At 73.3% G+C, this 15,761-nt stretch carries 16 protein-coding genes; all 16 read right to left on the reverse strand.

Features of this window, described 5'->3' with window-relative positions; genetic code table 11:
* Window positions 1–12: 12 nt before the first annotated feature.
* Complete coding sequence (locus ACIQ9P_RS03930; protein ID WP_402349195.1) at window positions 13–591, reverse strand: histidine phosphatase family protein; 579 nt, start codon at window positions 589–591, stop codon at window positions 13–15.
* Window positions 588–1,565 (reverse strand): zinc-binding dehydrogenase, encoded by a 978-nt coding sequence (locus tag ACIQ9P_RS03935; protein ID WP_402349197.1) that lies wholly within the window; start codon window positions 1,563–1,565, stop codon window positions 588–590. The genes ACIQ9P_RS03930 and ACIQ9P_RS03935 overlap by 4 nt, the downstream gene beginning before the upstream one ends.
* A 44-nt stretch (window positions 1,566–1,609) precedes the next feature.
* Window positions 1,610–2,170 (reverse strand): AAA family ATPase, encoded by a 561-nt coding sequence (locus tag ACIQ9P_RS03940; RefSeq protein WP_402349200.1) that lies wholly within the window; start codon window positions 2,168–2,170, stop codon window positions 1,610–1,612.
* Window positions 2,158–2,871 carry an NDP-sugar synthase gene (locus tag ACIQ9P_RS03945; protein ID WP_402349203.1) on the reverse strand — a complete coding sequence of 238 codons (714 nt, stop codon included), beginning with the start codon at window positions 2,869–2,871 and terminating at the stop codon, window positions 2,158–2,160. The genes ACIQ9P_RS03940 and ACIQ9P_RS03945 overlap by 13 nt, the downstream gene beginning before the upstream one ends.
* Complete coding sequence (locus ACIQ9P_RS03950) at window positions 2,868–3,761, reverse strand: LLM class flavin-dependent oxidoreductase (RefSeq protein WP_402349206.1); 894 nt, start codon at window positions 3,759–3,761, stop codon at window positions 2,868–2,870. The genes ACIQ9P_RS03945 and ACIQ9P_RS03950 overlap by 4 nt, the downstream gene beginning before the upstream one ends.
* Window positions 3,758–5,026 (reverse strand): hypothetical protein, encoded by a 1,269-nt coding sequence (locus ACIQ9P_RS03955; protein ID WP_402349209.1) that lies wholly within the window; start codon window positions 5,024–5,026, stop codon window positions 3,758–3,760. Before ACIQ9P_RS03955 ends, ACIQ9P_RS03950 begins: the two co-directional genes overlap by 4 nt.
* Entirely contained in the window at window positions 5,010–6,074 is a 1,065-nt protein-coding gene (locus ACIQ9P_RS03960) for a Gfo/Idh/MocA family protein (protein WP_402349212.1), read from the reverse strand. Before ACIQ9P_RS03960 ends, ACIQ9P_RS03955 begins: the two co-directional genes overlap by 17 nt.
* 34 nt (window positions 6,075–6,108) lie before the next feature.
* Window positions 6,109–6,750 (reverse strand): hypothetical protein, encoded by a 642-nt coding sequence (locus ACIQ9P_RS03965; protein ID WP_402349215.1) that lies wholly within the window; start codon window positions 6,748–6,750, stop codon window positions 6,109–6,111.
* Window positions 6,751–6,755: 5 nt separating this feature from the next.
* Window positions 6,756–7,244: a hypothetical protein gene (locus tag ACIQ9P_RS03970; protein WP_402349218.1), complete on the reverse strand. Its 489-nt coding sequence runs from the start codon at window positions 7,242–7,244 to the stop codon at window positions 6,756–6,758.
* Window positions 7,245–7,427: 183 nt separating this feature from the next.
* Window positions 7,428–7,703, reverse strand: coding sequence for a hypothetical protein (locus ACIQ9P_RS03975; protein WP_402349221.1), 276 nt, complete (start codon window positions 7,701–7,703; stop codon window positions 7,428–7,430).
* Window positions 7,704–7,707: 4 nt separating this feature from the next.
* Window positions 7,708–8,871: a hypothetical protein gene (locus ACIQ9P_RS03980; RefSeq protein WP_402349224.1), complete on the reverse strand. Its 1,164-nt coding sequence runs from the start codon at window positions 8,869–8,871 to the stop codon at window positions 7,708–7,710.
* Entirely contained in the window at window positions 8,868–9,707 is an 840-nt protein-coding gene (locus ACIQ9P_RS03985; RefSeq protein ID WP_402349226.1) for a thiopeptide-type bacteriocin biosynthesis protein, read from the reverse strand. Before ACIQ9P_RS03985 ends, ACIQ9P_RS03980 begins: the two co-directional genes overlap by 4 nt.
* 16 nt (window positions 9,708–9,723) lie before the next feature.
* Window positions 9,724–10,911, reverse strand: a complete 1,188-nt coding sequence (locus tag ACIQ9P_RS03990; RefSeq protein WP_402349229.1) for a lanthionine synthetase C family protein — start codon at window positions 10,909–10,911, stop codon at window positions 9,724–9,726.
* Window positions 10,908–13,970, reverse strand: a complete 3,063-nt coding sequence (locus ACIQ9P_RS03995) for a lantibiotic dehydratase (protein ID WP_402349232.1) — start codon at window positions 13,968–13,970, stop codon at window positions 10,908–10,910. Before ACIQ9P_RS03995 ends, ACIQ9P_RS03990 begins: the two co-directional genes overlap by 4 nt.
* A 99-nt stretch (window positions 13,971–14,069) precedes the next feature.
* Window positions 14,070–14,237, reverse strand: coding sequence for an FxLD family lanthipeptide (locus ACIQ9P_RS04000; protein ID WP_400757656.1), 168 nt, complete (start codon window positions 14,235–14,237; stop codon window positions 14,070–14,072).
* A gap of 48 nt (window positions 14,238–14,285) precedes the next feature.
* The gene (gene fxlM, locus ACIQ9P_RS04005; RefSeq protein WP_402349235.1) at window positions 14,286–15,503 is read right to left on the reverse strand and encodes a methyltransferase, FxLD system; all 1,218 of its coding nucleotides are present in this window, start codon (window positions 15,501–15,503) and stop codon (window positions 14,286–14,288) included.
* Window positions 15,504–15,761 lie beyond the last annotated feature (258 nt).

The following is a 15,761-nucleotide window of genomic DNA, read 5'->3' on the forward strand; positions in this document are numbered from 1 at the left end:
GGCTGGGGGCTCTCAGCAGTGGTTGCGGAGCCGGGCGAGGGCGCCTCGTGGGTGGTCGAGGACCGCGAGAGGCAGCGGGATCGGTTCGTCGAGCGGGTCGTGCCGCCGGTCGCGGAGGGCGGATTCGACGAGCCGCCAGCAGGTGCTGTGTCCGACGACGACGAGTGTCTGCCGGGATGGCAGGGCTTCGTGGAGGGCGAGGAGGCAGGGGAAGAGACGCTGTTCGACGTCGCGTAGCGATTCCCCGCCCTTGGGGCGGGCGTCGTACCTCACGTCGTAGCGGGGCCAGTCCGGGTCGTCGGCGAGGTCGCTGAAGCGGGCTCCGTTGTAGTTGCCGAAGTCGCGTTCGCGTAGGTCGTCGTGCGGGATCAGGGGGCACTGGCCGCGGCTGATACGGCGGGCCGTGTCCAGGGCGCGCGGCTGGGGGCTGCTGTAGATGACGGCGGCGACGTCGAGCGCAAGATCGTCGCCGAGTCGGGCGGCGCCGGTGAGGGCTTCGGGCAGCAGCGGTGCGTCGTTGCGCCCCATGAGGATGCCGTCGGCGTTCGCGGTGGTCCGGCCGTGGCGGATCATGACGAATCTGGCGGTCACCGACGGCCTCCCTGGGGTGTCCAGCGGCCGTCGGCGATGATGACGACCTTGAGGCGGTCGGGGGCGGGGTTCGCGTACGCGCGGAAGGCGCGGTTGACGCCGATGACGGGGAACGCTCGGTTGCCCAGCAGTGCGGTGAGGATGTCGAGGTGGTTGTGCAGGTAGGTCTCGGCCGGGGCGAAGACCTGCTGCCAGGGCGGGGTGATGCTCGCCCGCAGGGTGAGGTTGCGGCGCAGGAACTGCTCGTAGGGGATCGAGTAGTCGGGGTCGTCGGGGACTCCGAGGGCGAGGATCGTGCCGCCGTGGCGGGTGATGGTGATGGCGTCGCGAAGGGTGTGCTGCTGGTGGCCGACGGCCTCGACGCAGATGTCGACGGGCGTAGCGGCGTGCTTGCTGGCCGGCCAGGCAGAGGCGGTGTCCTGGAGGTGGCGGGTGATGCCGAATGCCGTGAGGAGGTCGTGGGGGCGGGCGACGGGGTCGACGCCGGTGACGATGGCGCCGCGGCGGCTGAGGACGAACGCGGTGAGCAGTCCGATCGGGCCCAGGCCGAGGACGGCGACGTGGCAGCCGTCGACGTCTCCGAGCTTCGTGGTCGCGTGCAGGACGGTGGCGAGCGGCTGGATCAGCGTCGCCTGGGCGTCGGTGAGGTGGCCGGTTGCGACGGGGTGGGTGGCGGCGCGGTCGGCGAGGTAGATCTCGGCGAGCCCGCACTCCTCGACGGGCATCGCGAGGACTCGCTGCCCGGCTTGCAGGCCGGTGTCCCCCGGGTCGGCGACGCGGCCGACGCACTCGTGGATCGGGAAGCCGGCACGGCCCGACCGCGGGTCGGCCGTGCTGAACCACTTCGGCAGGTCGCTGCCGCACAGGGCGGCGGCGGTGAGGCGGACGGTCAGTTGTCCAGGGCCGGGCACGGGCTCGGTCACGTCGTCGAGGAGTTCGAACTCCTGGGGGGCCTTGAGGCGTAAGGCGTACATAGTGGGCGGGTCCTGTCTCTGCAGCGGGGGTCGGGGAAGGGGACTTACGGGGTGTGGAGGAGGTCGGCGAGCTGGGCGGCGAGGGCGTCGAGGTCGAGGGCGTCGAAGTCAGTGGTGTCGGCGGTGATCACGGGGCCGGGCAGGTCGAGAGGCTCGTAGCGTCCGGCCATCAGCTCGTCGTGGAATTCGGCGACGTTGTGTTCGTCCCGGTGACCGGGGTGACGGTCCGGGGAGGCGGAGCGGGCGGCGAAGCGGGCCAACAGGGTGGGACCGTCGGTGACGCACTGGATCTGGATGACCTGCGCGCCGGTGTCGCCGAGGAGCTGGCGGAAGTCGGAGGTTGCGTGGCCGGCGCGGAAGTTCGACTCGGTGATGCAGTCGGCTCCGGCGGCGAGGGTGTCGGCGAGCAGCGTGAACAGCACGGCGGCGGCTGCGGCCCCGAGGGTCTTGGACCGCTCGCGGTCGTCCCAGCCGAGGGTGTCGAAGAGAGGTTCCTTGATCCGGTCTCGGCTGAGCAGCGGCAGGCGCAGGCGGGCGGCGAGCTGTCGGGCGATGGCGGTCTTCCCGGTGGCGGGCGGTCCGGAGATGACGATCACGGTGGGCACAGGGTGTCCTTCCGGTCGGGGTGGACGGCCAGGTCGGCCGGGGTTTGCAGGTGTAGCCAGTCGCCGGTGTGCTCGGCGAACGCCACGCCGCCGTGCTGGCGGTGGAGGGCTTCGAGGGCGCGGGTGTGGCTGACGGGGTGGGGTACGGCCGCCATGGCGGTGAACACCTCGGGGGTGAGGAGGTAGGTGTCGACGAGTTCGTAGCGCCCTGGGGCGCGGTGGGGCGCGCGGTGCCAGGAGGAGACCTGGCCCTGGTGCGCGGTCACGGTGTGGTGCCCGTCGGTGCGCCAGTTCGAGCTGGCGGCCACGACCGGTCGGCCGGCGGCGGCGTGCCGGTTCAGCAGGTCGGGCAGCAACTGCGGGTAGGGCAGCAGGACGTTGCCGGAGACGACGAGGACTGGCGGCGGGAGGAAGGCGGCCGCGGCGAGGAGTCCGGCCGGGCCGGGGGTGTGTTCGCGGACGGCGTGGATGCGCGGATCGATGCGGGTACGCCAGCCGGGTACGGCGGCCTCGATGTCTTCGGCCCGGTGGCCGGCCAGGAGGCGGATCGTCGTGGCGTCGGGGACGGCGGCGCACAGCTGGGCGAGGACGTGTTCCAGAAGCGGTGCGCCGAACAGGTCGCTCATGGTCTTCTGCCGGTGTGCTCCCTGCGCGCCCATGCGGGCGCCGCGCCCTCCGCACAGGACGACGGTGCTGGTCACGCCTGTTCCAGGCGGGGCAGGACGTGGACGGCGGTCCACTCCAGGAGCTGCAGGTCCTCGGTGCACAGGGCGATGTCGGTGATTCCGGCCTCGGCCCGGCGTTGGAGGGCTTCGGTGATGCGGGAGGGACTGCCGCCGACGGTCCACCAGGTGTCGTCTGCGCTGTGGGACGCCCTCGGGGTGACTTCGCGGATTTGCAGGTGGAAGCCGGGCGGGGGGAGGTGGCCGGGGCGGGCGGCGCGGACCGTGGCGATCTGTGCGGCGACGGACTGGGCGGTCGGCACCGCCCCGGCGAGGCGCGGCCGGGTGGGGACGGTGAGCGCGATGGTGTCGGCGAAGCGGGCGGCGAGGTGGAGCATGCGGGTGCTTCCGGCGGCGACGATCAGGCGGGGCGGGGCGGCCTCGGCGGCAAGGAGCCGCGCTCGGTCCTTGTCGGGCTGCTTCGGGTGGTCGGCGAGCGGCCAGGCTTGGCGCAGGAGATCGAGGGTGCGTTCGAGGGCGTCGATCCGGGCGGAGGCGGCGCGCAGGCGCGCGGGGAGGGCGTCGAGGTCGGCGTTCTGCCACCCGGCGCCGACGCCGAGTTCGAGGCGGCCGCCGGTGATGTGCTGAAGGGTGGCGGCTGAGCGCAGCGTCTGCTCGGGGGTGCGGAAGGCGTCCAGGAGCGTCATCGTCGCCAGCGAGAGGTGGGTCGTGTCGGCGGCGAGCCGGGCGAGCAGCAGGAGCGGGTCGGGCACCGGGGCGATGGCGGTGGCGTGGGGGCGGGTGAGGTGGTCGGGCAGGGCGAGGGAGCGGTAGCCCATGGCCTCGATCTCCTGGGCGGCCCGCACGGTGTCGGCGATCGGCTCCCGCGGCGCCGGGGTGTAGTGGACACCCACGGTGAGTCGCTTCATCGGGTTCCTCCGGTGGTCAGCGTGGCCGCCGGCGGGTAGAGCGCCGGGGCGGCGTGCGGGACGGGCGCGAGCAGGACCGGCTTGTAGCCGAGCTTGGTGGGCGACTGGCGCGGCCCGATCGCCGTGGTGCGGCTGGTCATGCCCTGCCGGAGGCGCTGGACGAGGGCGAACAGTTCGACGCCGAGGGCGAAGTTGTCCGGCTCGTCCTTCGGCAGGTGGGCGTGCGGCAGGCCCAGGGCGTTGACGATCCGCCCCCGGTGCGGGCCGGGGCGGAACAGGGCGTTGAGGAGGAACGACACCTCCAGGCCGTAACCGGGGGCGAGTTCCATCTGCGTCCACGCAGCGAGGGTGGCGCCCTGATCGCCGTGGAGGAGGTGGGAGAAGCGGGCCAGCCAGCGGTCCACCACGTACTCGCTTCGGCTGGAGAGCCACTGGGAGAGCGCCCGTGAGGAGCGGCCTCCGTTCTTGGTGACCTGCTCCACCGCTGCTTCGAGCTCGGCGAATCCGGTCTGGCCGAGGGCGTCGAGCAGGCCGGTGCGGGTGGGCGGCTGCCCGGTGGGCAGGACTTCGCTGACCGGCGGGGCCTGGGGGACGGTGCGGGTCAGCGCAGCGTCGAGGAGGTCGAGGAAGCGCCAGGTCCGCTCCCCCACCAGGGCCTGCTTCGCGATGTCCGGGGCGACGGCCAGGCGAAGGCTGCCGCCCTTGGAGAACTCCACACCGGTGAACCCGGGGTCGGCGCACCGTTCACCGCCGAAGCCGAGCGCCCACGGCGCGTACAGGGCGAAGGCGTTGTCGGCGTCGTAGAGGAGGTAGTCGCTGTCGAGGAACACTACGTACCGGCGGGCCGCGTCTCCGCCGTCGGCCAGTAGTCGGTGCAGGCAGGTCAGCAGGTGCTCGGTCTTCCCGGTGGCTGGCAGCACGGCACCGGTGCCGGGGTCGGTCAGTGGGCGGTGGCCGTCCAGCAGTTGGACCCGGTCGTCGAGTTGGGCGGCCAGGTCGCCCGGTGCCGGGCCGTCCTGGTAGCTGACGCTCAGGTCGACGCCGGGCGCGTGCAGGAGTCCGGCCAGGGCGCGGCACAGCCGGGCGGTGGTGGCGAAGCGGGTCGTGTCGGTGCCGTGGCACAGCACGATCAGGTGCACCGTCAGGCCGTGGTCGGCGAGTGCGGCGGTGACCTGGGCTTCGGTTTGCGCTCGCCGCTGACCGCGGTCGCCGAACAGGGCGTCGAGGTCCAGGTCGAGGACTGTGTCGTCAGGAGGCTCGAACATGATCGTCCCCGTTCTGCGCGGCGGCGGCGTACATGCGGTCGATCACGTCGGCGACGGCGGCGGCCTGCCAGCCGGGGCACAGCGGGGCGGTACCGGCACGGACGGCGGCCACGAAGTCCGCGTAGATCGACGGGGCGGCCTTCAGTCCGGCGCCGGCAGGGGGCTGTTCCTCGCCCGCTTCCCCGAACACGGTGAGCGCGTAGTCGCGGTAGGAGTCGCCGATGTTGGCCACTCGCAGGGAGCCCTTCGTGCCGCGCACCTCCAGCAGCACGTCCTCGGCGCGCGGGAGGGGGCCGAGGAAGCTGGTGTCGACCGAGAGGCAGGCGCCGCCGTCGAAGTGGAGCATGCCGACGGCGGTGTCCTCGACGTCGCCGGGCTCGTCGCGCCGCTCCAGCAGGTGCCGGCTGGTGGCGGCGCTCACGGACCGCACGGCGGGGAAGCCGAGCGTCCACAGGGCCAGGTCGATGCGGTGGGTGCCGAGGTCCAGCAGCACGCCGCCGCCCGCGAGGGCCTTGTGCCGGTACCAGCCGGTGGGGGCGTTGTCGCGGCGGGTCCATCGGGTCCGGGCGAAGTACACCTGCCCAAGGTCGCCGCGGCGCACGAGTTCGCGGGCGGCCCAGTGTGCCGGGTCGGCCCGGAAGTCGTGCAGGACTGCCAGGACGAGGCCGCGCTGCTCGGCCAGGCGCACGAGGGCGGATGCCTGTTCCGCGCTGGTGGCGATCGGCTTCTCCACGGCGACGTGCTTGCCGGCCAGCAGTGCCCGCCGGGCGATGTCTGCGTGGAGGCCGTTGGGGACGGAGACGACGACCGCGTCCACAGCCGGGTCGGCCAGCAGTTCGTCCGCGCTGGTGGTGACGGTGCAGTGCGGAGCGGCCTCCTTCGCCAGTGCCCGTGCGGTGTCCGGGGCGAGGTCGCACAGTGCGGTCACCGCGCTTCCGGGGGTCTGCTGCCAGCCGCGCACGTGCCGGGCTCCGTGCCGAAGCCCGATGACGCCGATCCGCAGGTCGGGTTCGGGTGTCGGCCTGGTGGCCCGTGTGCTCTGGGTCATGGCCCTGCTCTCCTTCGACGATTCAGATCTTGGCTCAACTTCGTTGCCCGTAGGACCCGTTGAGGATGGTGCAGCCTTCGAGTGCGACGAGCTGGTGTTCGGCGAGGACGAAGCGGGAGCGCGGGTCGCCGTATTCGACTTCGACGATCTCGCCGCGCACCGGGACCCCTTCGCCCGGCCGGTACAAGTGGCCTCTGATTCCGGCGAGTTCGGGTCTTCGCACGCGCATGAGCACGCTGCCGGTGCGTTTGAGGTGGGGGCAGTGGTCGCGGGCGGTGTCGGCGCACGGCAGGCAGGTCGGCGGGTGCATGGTGATCATCTGCTCGGGCCAGTCCGGCCAGTCGGCGGCGCGGCCGTTCTCGACGAGCCACAGCACGCCGTTCTCGTCGCTGTCGGCTGGCTTCTTGCAGCCCTGGCAGAGCGATCGGCGTTTCGCTCGCCGCTGGCGCGCGGAGTGCACGTTGGCCAACTGGGGGCGGCCCTCGCACCGGCCGGTCCAGCGCGCCCAGAGGAGGCCGTGCTCGTCCCGGTCGTACGCGGTCTCGTCGGCGTACGCGAGACCGCAGGGGGTCATGACGAGGGGCGGATCGGCCCTTCGCTCGCCTTCCCGGACCACCACCCAGGGGGCGAGGTCTGTGAGCAGACGGGTCGGCTCGACGGCATTGCTGAGGAGCACTCCGTTCACCACTCGCTCCGGCCGGTGAAGGTGTGACCGGGGCGGCCAGCGGGCAGGGAGTCGGCGCCGATCAGCCGCAGTGCCGGAAGGGGGCCGCGGTAGTTGGTGTCGGCGGTGACGGTGAGCAGCGTCCAGCCGTTCCAGGTGCCGGCGCGCGCCATCAGGCCGCCGTGGCGGACCTCCGCGCCGAGTGTCATCGCGCCGGGCGTGGCGAGGTAGGCGGGACTGGTGCGGTCGGTGCCCGGCAGGGCTCGGCGGACGAGTTGTTCGGGGTCGGGTCCGCCGGGGGCGTGGACCTCGGTTCGCAGGCCGTCCGAGTAGGTGGCGGTGGTAGCGGTGTAGCGGCGGGGGTCTCCGTCGATGGTGGCGCTCAAGGTGGCTCCGCCCGGCTGGCCGGCGAGCAGGAGAACGGGGATACCGGTGCGCTGGACCAGGCGGGCGGCCTCGTCTCCGAGAACGGGCACCGGCCGGGTCGTCCCGGTGGTGGTGGTCATCTCTTGGCCCTCTCCGGGCTGGGGGCGGGACGGTGGCAGGGGCAGGACGGCCAGGGGTCGACGAGGTACGCGATCGGCTGCGGGGCGACTGCGGGGTTGCCGAGTTGCCGGCGCCAGCGGTGGGAGCGGACCGTCGGGCGGGCCGGGCCGGGGCGGGTGATTCGCCGTCGGTGTTCCGGGTGCTCAGCCATCGGTGCTGGTCCCGCTCGCCGGGGCCCGGTGGCGGGCCATTCGGGGGCGGGTGGTCGGCTGCTGCGCGTCCGCGCCGGGACGGACCGGACGGCGGCGCGGGGGCGCCACCGGGACCGTGATGACGTGGCCGGGGAAGGTGATGCGGTAGCCGACGAGGCGGTAGCTCCCGCTGTGCTGGGGCGTGTAGGAGCCGGGGTCGGTGCGCGGGGGTGTGATGGCCGAGGGGTTGTCGAACGCCTCGGAGGCGGATATCCATCGTCCGGCCATGGGGCTACTCCGTTCGGTGCTGGGCTGGCTGGGTCTGGAGGGGGTGCTTGTCGGCGGTGGCGGTGCGGGTGATGACGCTGGTGGCGAGGGCGAGGGCGGCGCCGATGCGGTCTTCGAGGTCGGTCGGCAGGCGGCGCACGCCCAGCCCCGCCGCGGCCATGGCGGCGGCGAGCTGCTGCCGTCGTGCGGCGGGGAGGTGGTCGACCCGGGGGTGGGTGAGAAGGTCGCGTGCGCTGTAGCCCTCCGGGGCGGCGAGCACCCGATCGACGGTGGCGGTGAAGATCTGCCGCCCGTGGTCGGGGAGTCCGGCCGCGGCCGCGAGATCGGCGACCGTCAGGGCGAGGCGGGTGTCGAAGATCAGCGTTCCGTCGCCGGGCCCGACGGCCTGGTGGGCGCTGAGCATGGCGCGGGCCTGCTCGGGGCAGGGCTTCCCGGCGAGAAGGGAGCAGGTCACGGTCAGGGCCCCGGTGACCGCGTCCTCCCAGGGCTCCTCCGTAGGGCTGGCGGCGAGCAGGCTGTGCGCCAGGTCGATGTGGCCTTCGGTGGCGACGGCGATGACGGCGATCTGGCGGCCGTCGAACATGCGGCGGGCGATACCGCCGGCCAGCTTCAGGTGGAGGTGGGCGTCCACCCATCGGCCCGCCCGTACCAGGGCGCGGGCTCCGTCGTAGACGAGGACGTTGTCCAACCACGCGGCGGTCTCCTCCCGGTCGGGCCCGGGAACGGTCAGGCCCGCGAGGGGTACCGGGGTCCCGTCGAGGACGGCGTCGCTGTCGGTGGCGACGGCGTGGGCCAGCTGTTCGAGCAGGCCCATGGCGGCGTCGCCGTCGGCCTCGCGGATACGCAGCAGGGCGAGGTTGACCAGGGGCTCCAGTGCCAGGTAGGCCCTGGCAGGGGGAAGCGGGCGGGCGGAGAGGTAGAGGTTGGCGTGGTTGTGGCACAGGGTTCGGGCGAGGTCGGGCAGGCCGCGGTCGGCGGCGAGGAGCGCGGTGAGGTTGTGCACACCGGATGCGTCGACGGGGTTGTTGCCAGCGTCGGCTGATGCGGCGAGTTCGGTGAGCCGCGACACCCGGGCGTCCAGCGACAGGGCCAGAGGGCGCCTGCGGGGGACGAGGGGGAAGAAGCGGAGCGTGTCGGCGAGCGGGCCGGGCATCAGGGCGGCCGTCATGAGGGCTCCAGTGTGTGTTCGAGGACGGTGGTGGTGGCGGCTTGGGCCAGCAGCGCCTGGTCCTGGTGGCTGAGGCCGAGCCGGTTGGCGTGGAACAGCTGGTGGTGGGCGAGGACCGCCCGCAGGCCGCGCTGGAGCCGGCCGCTGTCGGCGAGAGCCCTCAGGTCCCGGCCGCTGTCGGTGAAGGCGGTGAACCACGGCTCGGCGAAGGAGAGTTGCCCGACGGTGAGGAGGGCGGAGGTGGGGGCGGTGTCGGCGCGCAGGAGAACGCCAACGCTCTGGTGGAGTCGGCGCCCGCCGCCGGTGCCCGGGTCGGGCGGGCGGTTGTGCGCGACTGTGGCCCAGGTGTCTCCGGTCTCGTACCAGTCCAGGCCCGCGCCGCGCATCATTGCGGTGCCGAGAAGCAGGGACAACTCGCGCCGTTGGTCGCTCCGTTCGCTGTTGTGAACGGTGTGCAGGTAGGCGAGGGCGTTGCGGCTGTCGAGGTGGAAGAGGCGGTGCGCGGCGTCCATGGCTTCCTCGCCGCCGAACGCGATCGTCTCGGGTTCGTAGATCACGGGGGTCCACTCGGTGATCGCGCCGGTGGTGCGGAAGTGCTCCAGGACCGTGTCCACCGCGGCTGTGGCGGTCGCGCTGTCGACGGGGCCCGGCTGGTAGCGCAGCCGCCATCGGTCGCCCTTGCGTACGAAGTGCCAGTTGGCGACGGCTCCCGTGCGCTCAAGCACCGCGAGGGCCGGTCCGAGGTGCTCGGCGGCGAGCTTCTCGGTGTTGGCCGTGCTGGTCAGGTGCAGGTGGAACTGGAACAGCGGAGGCGGGGGCTTCTTCGCGTCGGTCATGACGGGGTCCTCCAGGTCACGTCAGCAGCAGGCAGCTGTCCCACCTGGTGACGGCGGGCCGGTCGAGGGTCAGGGTGTGGTGAGCGAGCGCGGTGCCGGCCGCGCCTTCGAGCAGGCCCGCCTCGGCCGGGGCGACGTGGAGCGTGGCGATGGCGTCGGCTGCCGCGTGCAGCCTGGCCCTGGTCGTGGCGTCGGTGGTGCGGGCAGCGAGCCGGTGGGCGAGGAGCTGTGTCCCGGCGGTGCCGTGGCACAGCGTGTCGTCGGTGAGTCGGGCCCGTTGCCGCGGATCGGTGAGGCAGGCGAGGAGGGCGTGTTCGGCGAGCTCTCGGCGGTGCTGATCGCCGGTGGCGAGTGCGGCAAGGTGGTGGGCGTGAGCGATGCCGGGGGTGCCGTAGCACCAGGACGGGCGCAGCGGGCCGTTCTGGAGGGCCAGGCCCGAGCGGTGTTCGGCTGGCGTGACGGCTTCGGGCCACCACGGTCCGGTGCCGGTGTCCTGTCGCCAGGTGTCGAGCCAGTGGGTGATCCGGTCGATCGCCTCCCGGTGGCCGGGGACCCGGATTCCCTCGGTCCAGGTCAGGGCGAGGAGGGCGAGCGGGCCGGTGATGCCGTGGGCGAGGCCGAGGTTGCCGTGGCCTCCGGGGTAGTGCGGCGAGGAACCGCCAGAGGGCGCGGTGTCGGTCCACCAGCCCGGCAGGTCGCGCAGAGGTTCGGTGAGGCGGACCAGGTAGGCCAGCACGTCGCGCAGCAGGTGGCTGTCGCCCCGGGCTCGCAGGGTCACGCCGAGGCCGGTCATGCCGTAGATGAGGTCGTACTCGGCAAAGATCGGCCGGTCCCGCCGGGTGATGCGCTGGTGGGCGGTGGCCAGGCGCCGTTCGGTCATCCGGTCGACGGTGGCGTCCAGTGCGGTGATCTGCCGCTCGTAGCTGCGCGGGCCGGCGGCTGCGGCCGCGCGCAGGACGTGGGCGAGTGCGGGGGCGCCGAAGAACAGGCCCGTTCCGGGAGTGGAGAGCACCGGTTGGCGCAGGCAGGCGGCGATCCAGGCGTCCACCGTCTCCCAGTCGCCGGCGCCGGTGGTGGCGCGGGTGATGTGCAGCAGGGTGATGCCCGGAGCGCCCTTGGCCAGGGACTGTCCCCATTTCGGGGAGGTGCTGTCGGGCGGGGTGAGGAGCGGTTCGGATGCGTTGCGGCTGCGGGTGGTGGTCATTGGGCCTTCTCCGAGACATGGGTGTGGGTCAGGGCGGCGGCCCGGGCGAGCCGGTGGCAGGTGCGCTCGTGATCGGGATCGATGCCGATCGCCCGCGCGTGGTGAAGGTGCAGCAGCGCGCCGACCACTTCGTCCGGCTCCAGCTCCCCCTGCTCGTGGAGCAGGAGGCGGTAGTCGGTGAGGGCCGTGGCGCGTTCCCTCCAGGCCCGGATCAGGTCCTGGCCGGACAGGGTGTTCGCCAGCGCGGGCCAGGTGCCCGGCTGCTCGGTGAGAGCCAGCACCTGCCTGCGGGCGGCGCGGGGAAGGGGGTGGTCGGTGTGGCGGGGAACGTGCTCAAGCAGCCACCGTGCTGCGGCGTCGGCCCCGAGCAGTGCGGTGGCGATGGCCGCCATGCTCGCTGCCGTCAAAGCGCCCGGGTCGGCCTTCGTCAGCTGGGCGTGGGCGAGCTGAGCGAGGACGGCCCGGGAGTCGGCGGCGAACACCTCCTCGGCCTGACGCATCGCCGCGCCCCGCCCGTAGCGGCCGGTCTCCGGCTGGTAGGTGTCCAGCTGGAGGTGGGTCAGCAGACCGGCGGCTTGAAGCTCGCCCGCCCATGCGCCTGTCCGCTCCGCGGCGAGGGCGAACGCTGCCGGATCCGGCAGCGCGATGCGCAGGCGCAGGTGCGGTTCGGGGTCGGTGTGGCGCAGGAACCACCAGGCGGGGCCGTTCACCCAGCGGCCCAGCAGGGCGGGCATGCGGGCGAGGATCTCGCCGGCCCGGGCCGGGTTGCCGTACAGGCGTGCGTACAGCCACCGGGACGCTCCCGGCAGGTGCCCGTCGCGATGGCCGGTGACGTGCACGGGTCGGCGCCGGGTCGGTGGCAGCGGTGGGCGGGTGGAGTGCAGTTGGAAGGTGATCTCGTGGGCCCGGTCCCCGCACCACCCGTTCGTCTCGGGGGCCGGGGCCTCGGTGAGGGCGGCGGAGGTCTGCTGGTCGAGGTGGTCGCGCAGCAGGACCAGGTGTTCGGGCTGGTCGAGGTCGAGCGGGAGCTTCAGGTCGTGCTGGGTCAGTTGCACCCTGCCCGGTACTCGGTAGAGCGCCAGCCAGTTTCGGGCGGCCTGCTCCCACTCGGCCCACGGCGCCCCGCGGGGCGGCAGGTCGGCGGAGGGGAGGTTCCAGCGGGCCGGGGAGAGCACGACGCGCCCGCGGCGCAGCCGGGGCAGGAACGGCAGCTTCCCGGCGGCGCCCCAGTCGAAGCCGGTGAACACGGGCGTGAACGCGCCTGTGATCTCGCACAGGAACCGGGCGAGGGGCTGGGTGTGCGCCCGGAACTCGACCGCATTCAGCACGCGTGGCTCGACCGGACGGCGGTCGGTGAGGGAGACCAGCCACATCCGGCGCTCGTCCGCGCACACGCCCAGCCCGTCCACCCTCAGCGGGCCCCCGCCGGGGCCGGGATACTCGCCGAGCGACAGCACCGGGAGCAGCGCCGGCGTGCGTGCGACGTTCTCGACGCGGGTGAACAGCGGCGGCACGGAGACCTGTACCGGCTGCGCGTCACCGCGCAGTGTCGGCGCTCGGGAGATCGCCCTCACGAGGGCGTCCCGCTCCGCGACGTCCAGCAGGTGAAGGAAGCGGCCTGTGGTGGTCCCTGCGGCGCGCGGCGCGGCCACCACCGTCACGGTGAAGGCTCCGGCGTCCAGCGCCCCGGTGTCGGTGGCGGCCAGGTGGACGGTGAGCTCCGCGTGCGGCTGTACCGCCGGCGGGGCGGGAGCGGGGGCCAGGTGCTCCAGCGTGCGGTCGTCCAGGACGTGTTCGATGCCGCCTTCTACTGCGGCCTTCTGGGCGAGCGCGAGCAGGCGGGCGTCGCGGCGCCCGAGCCTGGCCGGTGTCTCGGGAAGGAGCGAGTCGCGGTAGCGGGCGGGGTAGCCGAGTCCGGTGTCGGGGTTCACCAGCTCGGTGACGGGCACCACGGCTCCGGGCCCGTACCGCTCGGTGAAGCGGGCGTGGTAGGCGAGCCAGGCCGGGTTTCCGTCGGGGTGCGGGCTGAGGCGGGTCAGCAGTTCGGCCGCGCGCTCGGCTTCCCGGGCTACCCGCGCGGGAAGCGTCACCGGCCCGGCGGCCAGCCGCAGGTCCACCATCAGCAGCGGGCCGTTCTCGGGGCTGCCGCTCACGGGGACCGTGATCGCCGCCCGTGCCGCCCGCTGCTCCTGGGTGGTGTCAAGCCGGTTGTGCCGGTCCAACCCGGCGTGGAGGCGACGGAGGTCGTCGGTGATGCGGACGACCTCGGGGTTGTCGTCCGCTCCGGCCAGTGCAACGGCTGCGAGGAGATGACCGAGCGGATCGGTGGTGGTCATCGGTGGTCGTAAGCAGCTCAGCAGCAGCCGCTGCCGGACCAGTTCGCCGACCATCAGCCGCACCTGGTCGAGGTGCGCGTTGGGGAACCGGGCGGTGAGGCGGCCGACGAGCGTGCCGAGGGGCACGGGCTCGGTGGCGCCTTCCAGGGCTGCGAGGACCGCCCGGGTGGCGCGCACCGAGACCTCGACCGGGGCTTTGCCCGCCGGGTGAGGCTGTATCGGCAGCACAATCCGCTCTCCGCGCAGCACGCGCAGGTCGTTGGCCACTGCCAGCAGCCGGTCCGCGAGCAGCTCCTCCAGCCGGGTGGTGACGGCGGCCAGCCACGCAGCGTCGGCCCTGGCTTCCGTCCGGCCCGCACCCCACAGCGGGGCCACCGCCCTGTCCCCGATCGGGCAGGCCGCGACGCCGGCGAACAGGCCGAACGGGGTCGCCCTGCCCTGGGCCCGAAGCGCGTAGTGCATCACCGTGGCCGTCAGCCGGCGCAGCCGGGCGGTGCCGATCGGGCGGCCCGCGACCACCGCGTGCACGCGGCCGGTCAACTGGTCCCCTGCCGCGGCCTCGATCGCGGCCACCAGCTGGGAGTCGGTCCAGGCCGAGCGCAGCCAGGCTCGCCAGGTCGATGCTCCGGCGGGGGTGCGGTCGGCGAGGTCGGGCCATCGCGGTGTGGCGTCGGCGGGCCGCGCGGCGGCGCGGATCAGGGCCGGTCCAACAAGGCGGTACAAGGGGGTTCACCTCCGGAATCCAGGAAGGGCGAGGCCCGGCGTGCGGCGGCACGCACAGCAGCCGCACGCCGGGCCTCGGGTCACACGGGACGGGGGCGGTCAGACGTTGCCGCCGCCGCTGGCGCACGCCGAGCCGTCGCAGGTGCTGCCGCAGTTGTCGTCGGTGGAGCGCAGCAGGGCGGCGACGGGGTCGGCGCCCTCCACGATCTGGAGGTCGAGGTCGAAGTCGTCGGCCAGCGTGGTCGCCGCATCAACGTTGCGGGTCATGGTGGTTCCTCCTGTTTCGTCGGTGGTGCTGGGTTGCCTGGTCGCGGGTCACGGCCAGGTGATCGTGAGCCGGACGTGGCGCTTGTCGATGACCGGCCCGTCCGGGAGCTGGTCGTCGGGGGTTCCGGCCGGGTAGGCGGTGAAGACCGGGCCGGGGCCGGTGCGGTGCTCGCGGGTCCAGACGCCGACCTGTTCGGCGATCAGGTCCGCGAGGCGGTCGCCGTCGGGGCCGAAGCCGTGCGCGCCGAACTCGAACACCGCGGGGTCGTCGCCGATCTTGCGCAGCGCGAGGTAGGCGAGGCTGTCGCGGTCCACGACGAGCGGGCAGGCCATCCTGTTCGCCGGGGCGACGGTCTTGGTGTCCAACTCGGGGTCGACGGAGATAAGACCGAAGCCGGGCAGCGCGCCGGCCAGCCACAGGTACAGCGAGTCGAAGGGTTCCTGGTTGCCGACCGTGACCTGCGTCCACCGCTCAACGCGGGGCGTCTCCAGCACGCCCGCGAGCCGACTGGTGTCGGGCCTGTCGAGCTCGTCGAAGCGCAGCCCGACCTCCTTGGTTCCGCGCGGCAGCACGAGGTGCTCGTCGTGCGCGCCGGTGCCCTGCATCTTGACGAAGCCGCACACCTCCGCGCTGACGCTGACCAGGCGCCCGCCGTCGCGCCGGAAGCTGATCGAGCGGGTCAGGCCGCGCATCCGCAGCGGCACGGTGATCGTCCCGCCCTCGGCGAGGCCGTCGGTCCAGGCCGGGGGAAGGTCCCAGGCCCCGACCGTGACGAGGATGCGGTCGAACGGCGCCCCGTCCACGGGCTCGGAGCCGTCGGCGAGCACCACCTTCACCCGGCCGTAGCCGGCCTCGTCGAGGAAGCGGGATGCGCGGTCCGTGACGAACGGGTCGATGTCGACCGTCGTCACCTCGCCCTCGGTGCCGACGAGTTCGGCGAGCAGGGCAGCGTTGAATCCGCCGGATCCGATCTCCTCGACCCGCATCCCCGGGTGGACGTCGGCCTGTTCCAGCATCAGGGCCTGGATCTGCGCCGCCGAGACGGAACTCACCGCGACGCCGTGCTCGTCGCGCTTGGTCACCAGGGCGCGCACCGGCTCGTACGCTTCGGTCGGCGGCACCTCGGGGGCGAAGACGTGCCGGGGCACAGCGAGCAGGGCGCTGGCCACGCGGTCCGTGCGGATCGTGCCGTCGGCTCGCAGCGCGTCGACCATGGCCGAGCGCAGCTGCTCGTGGGGCTCGGAGGTCTTCGGCAAGGTGGACATGGTGGCAACTCCTCGTCGTAGGGGCCGCGGTGTGCGCAACGCGGCGGATCAGTTCCCTGGGATACACGACCACGGGCGGTCTCCGGGTGAGGCCGGGGACACTGCGGCGAGCCGCCTTCGGTCAGCCCGGGTTCTGGTCGAGGGCGGGCCGGTTGAAGGCGTGTTCGGTCCTGGGGTCGGCCTGCCGCACTGGGGGTGCGGCAGGCCGGGGTGGGCCGCGTGTTCGCCCTCCGACACGCGGACCGTGTTTCCGCCACG

Origin of the sequence: Kitasatospora sp. NPDC094019 (genome assembly GCF_044764505.1) — a bacterium.
Taxonomy (GTDB): domain Bacteria; phylum Actinomycetota; class Actinomycetes; order Streptomycetales; family Streptomycetaceae; genus Kitasatospora.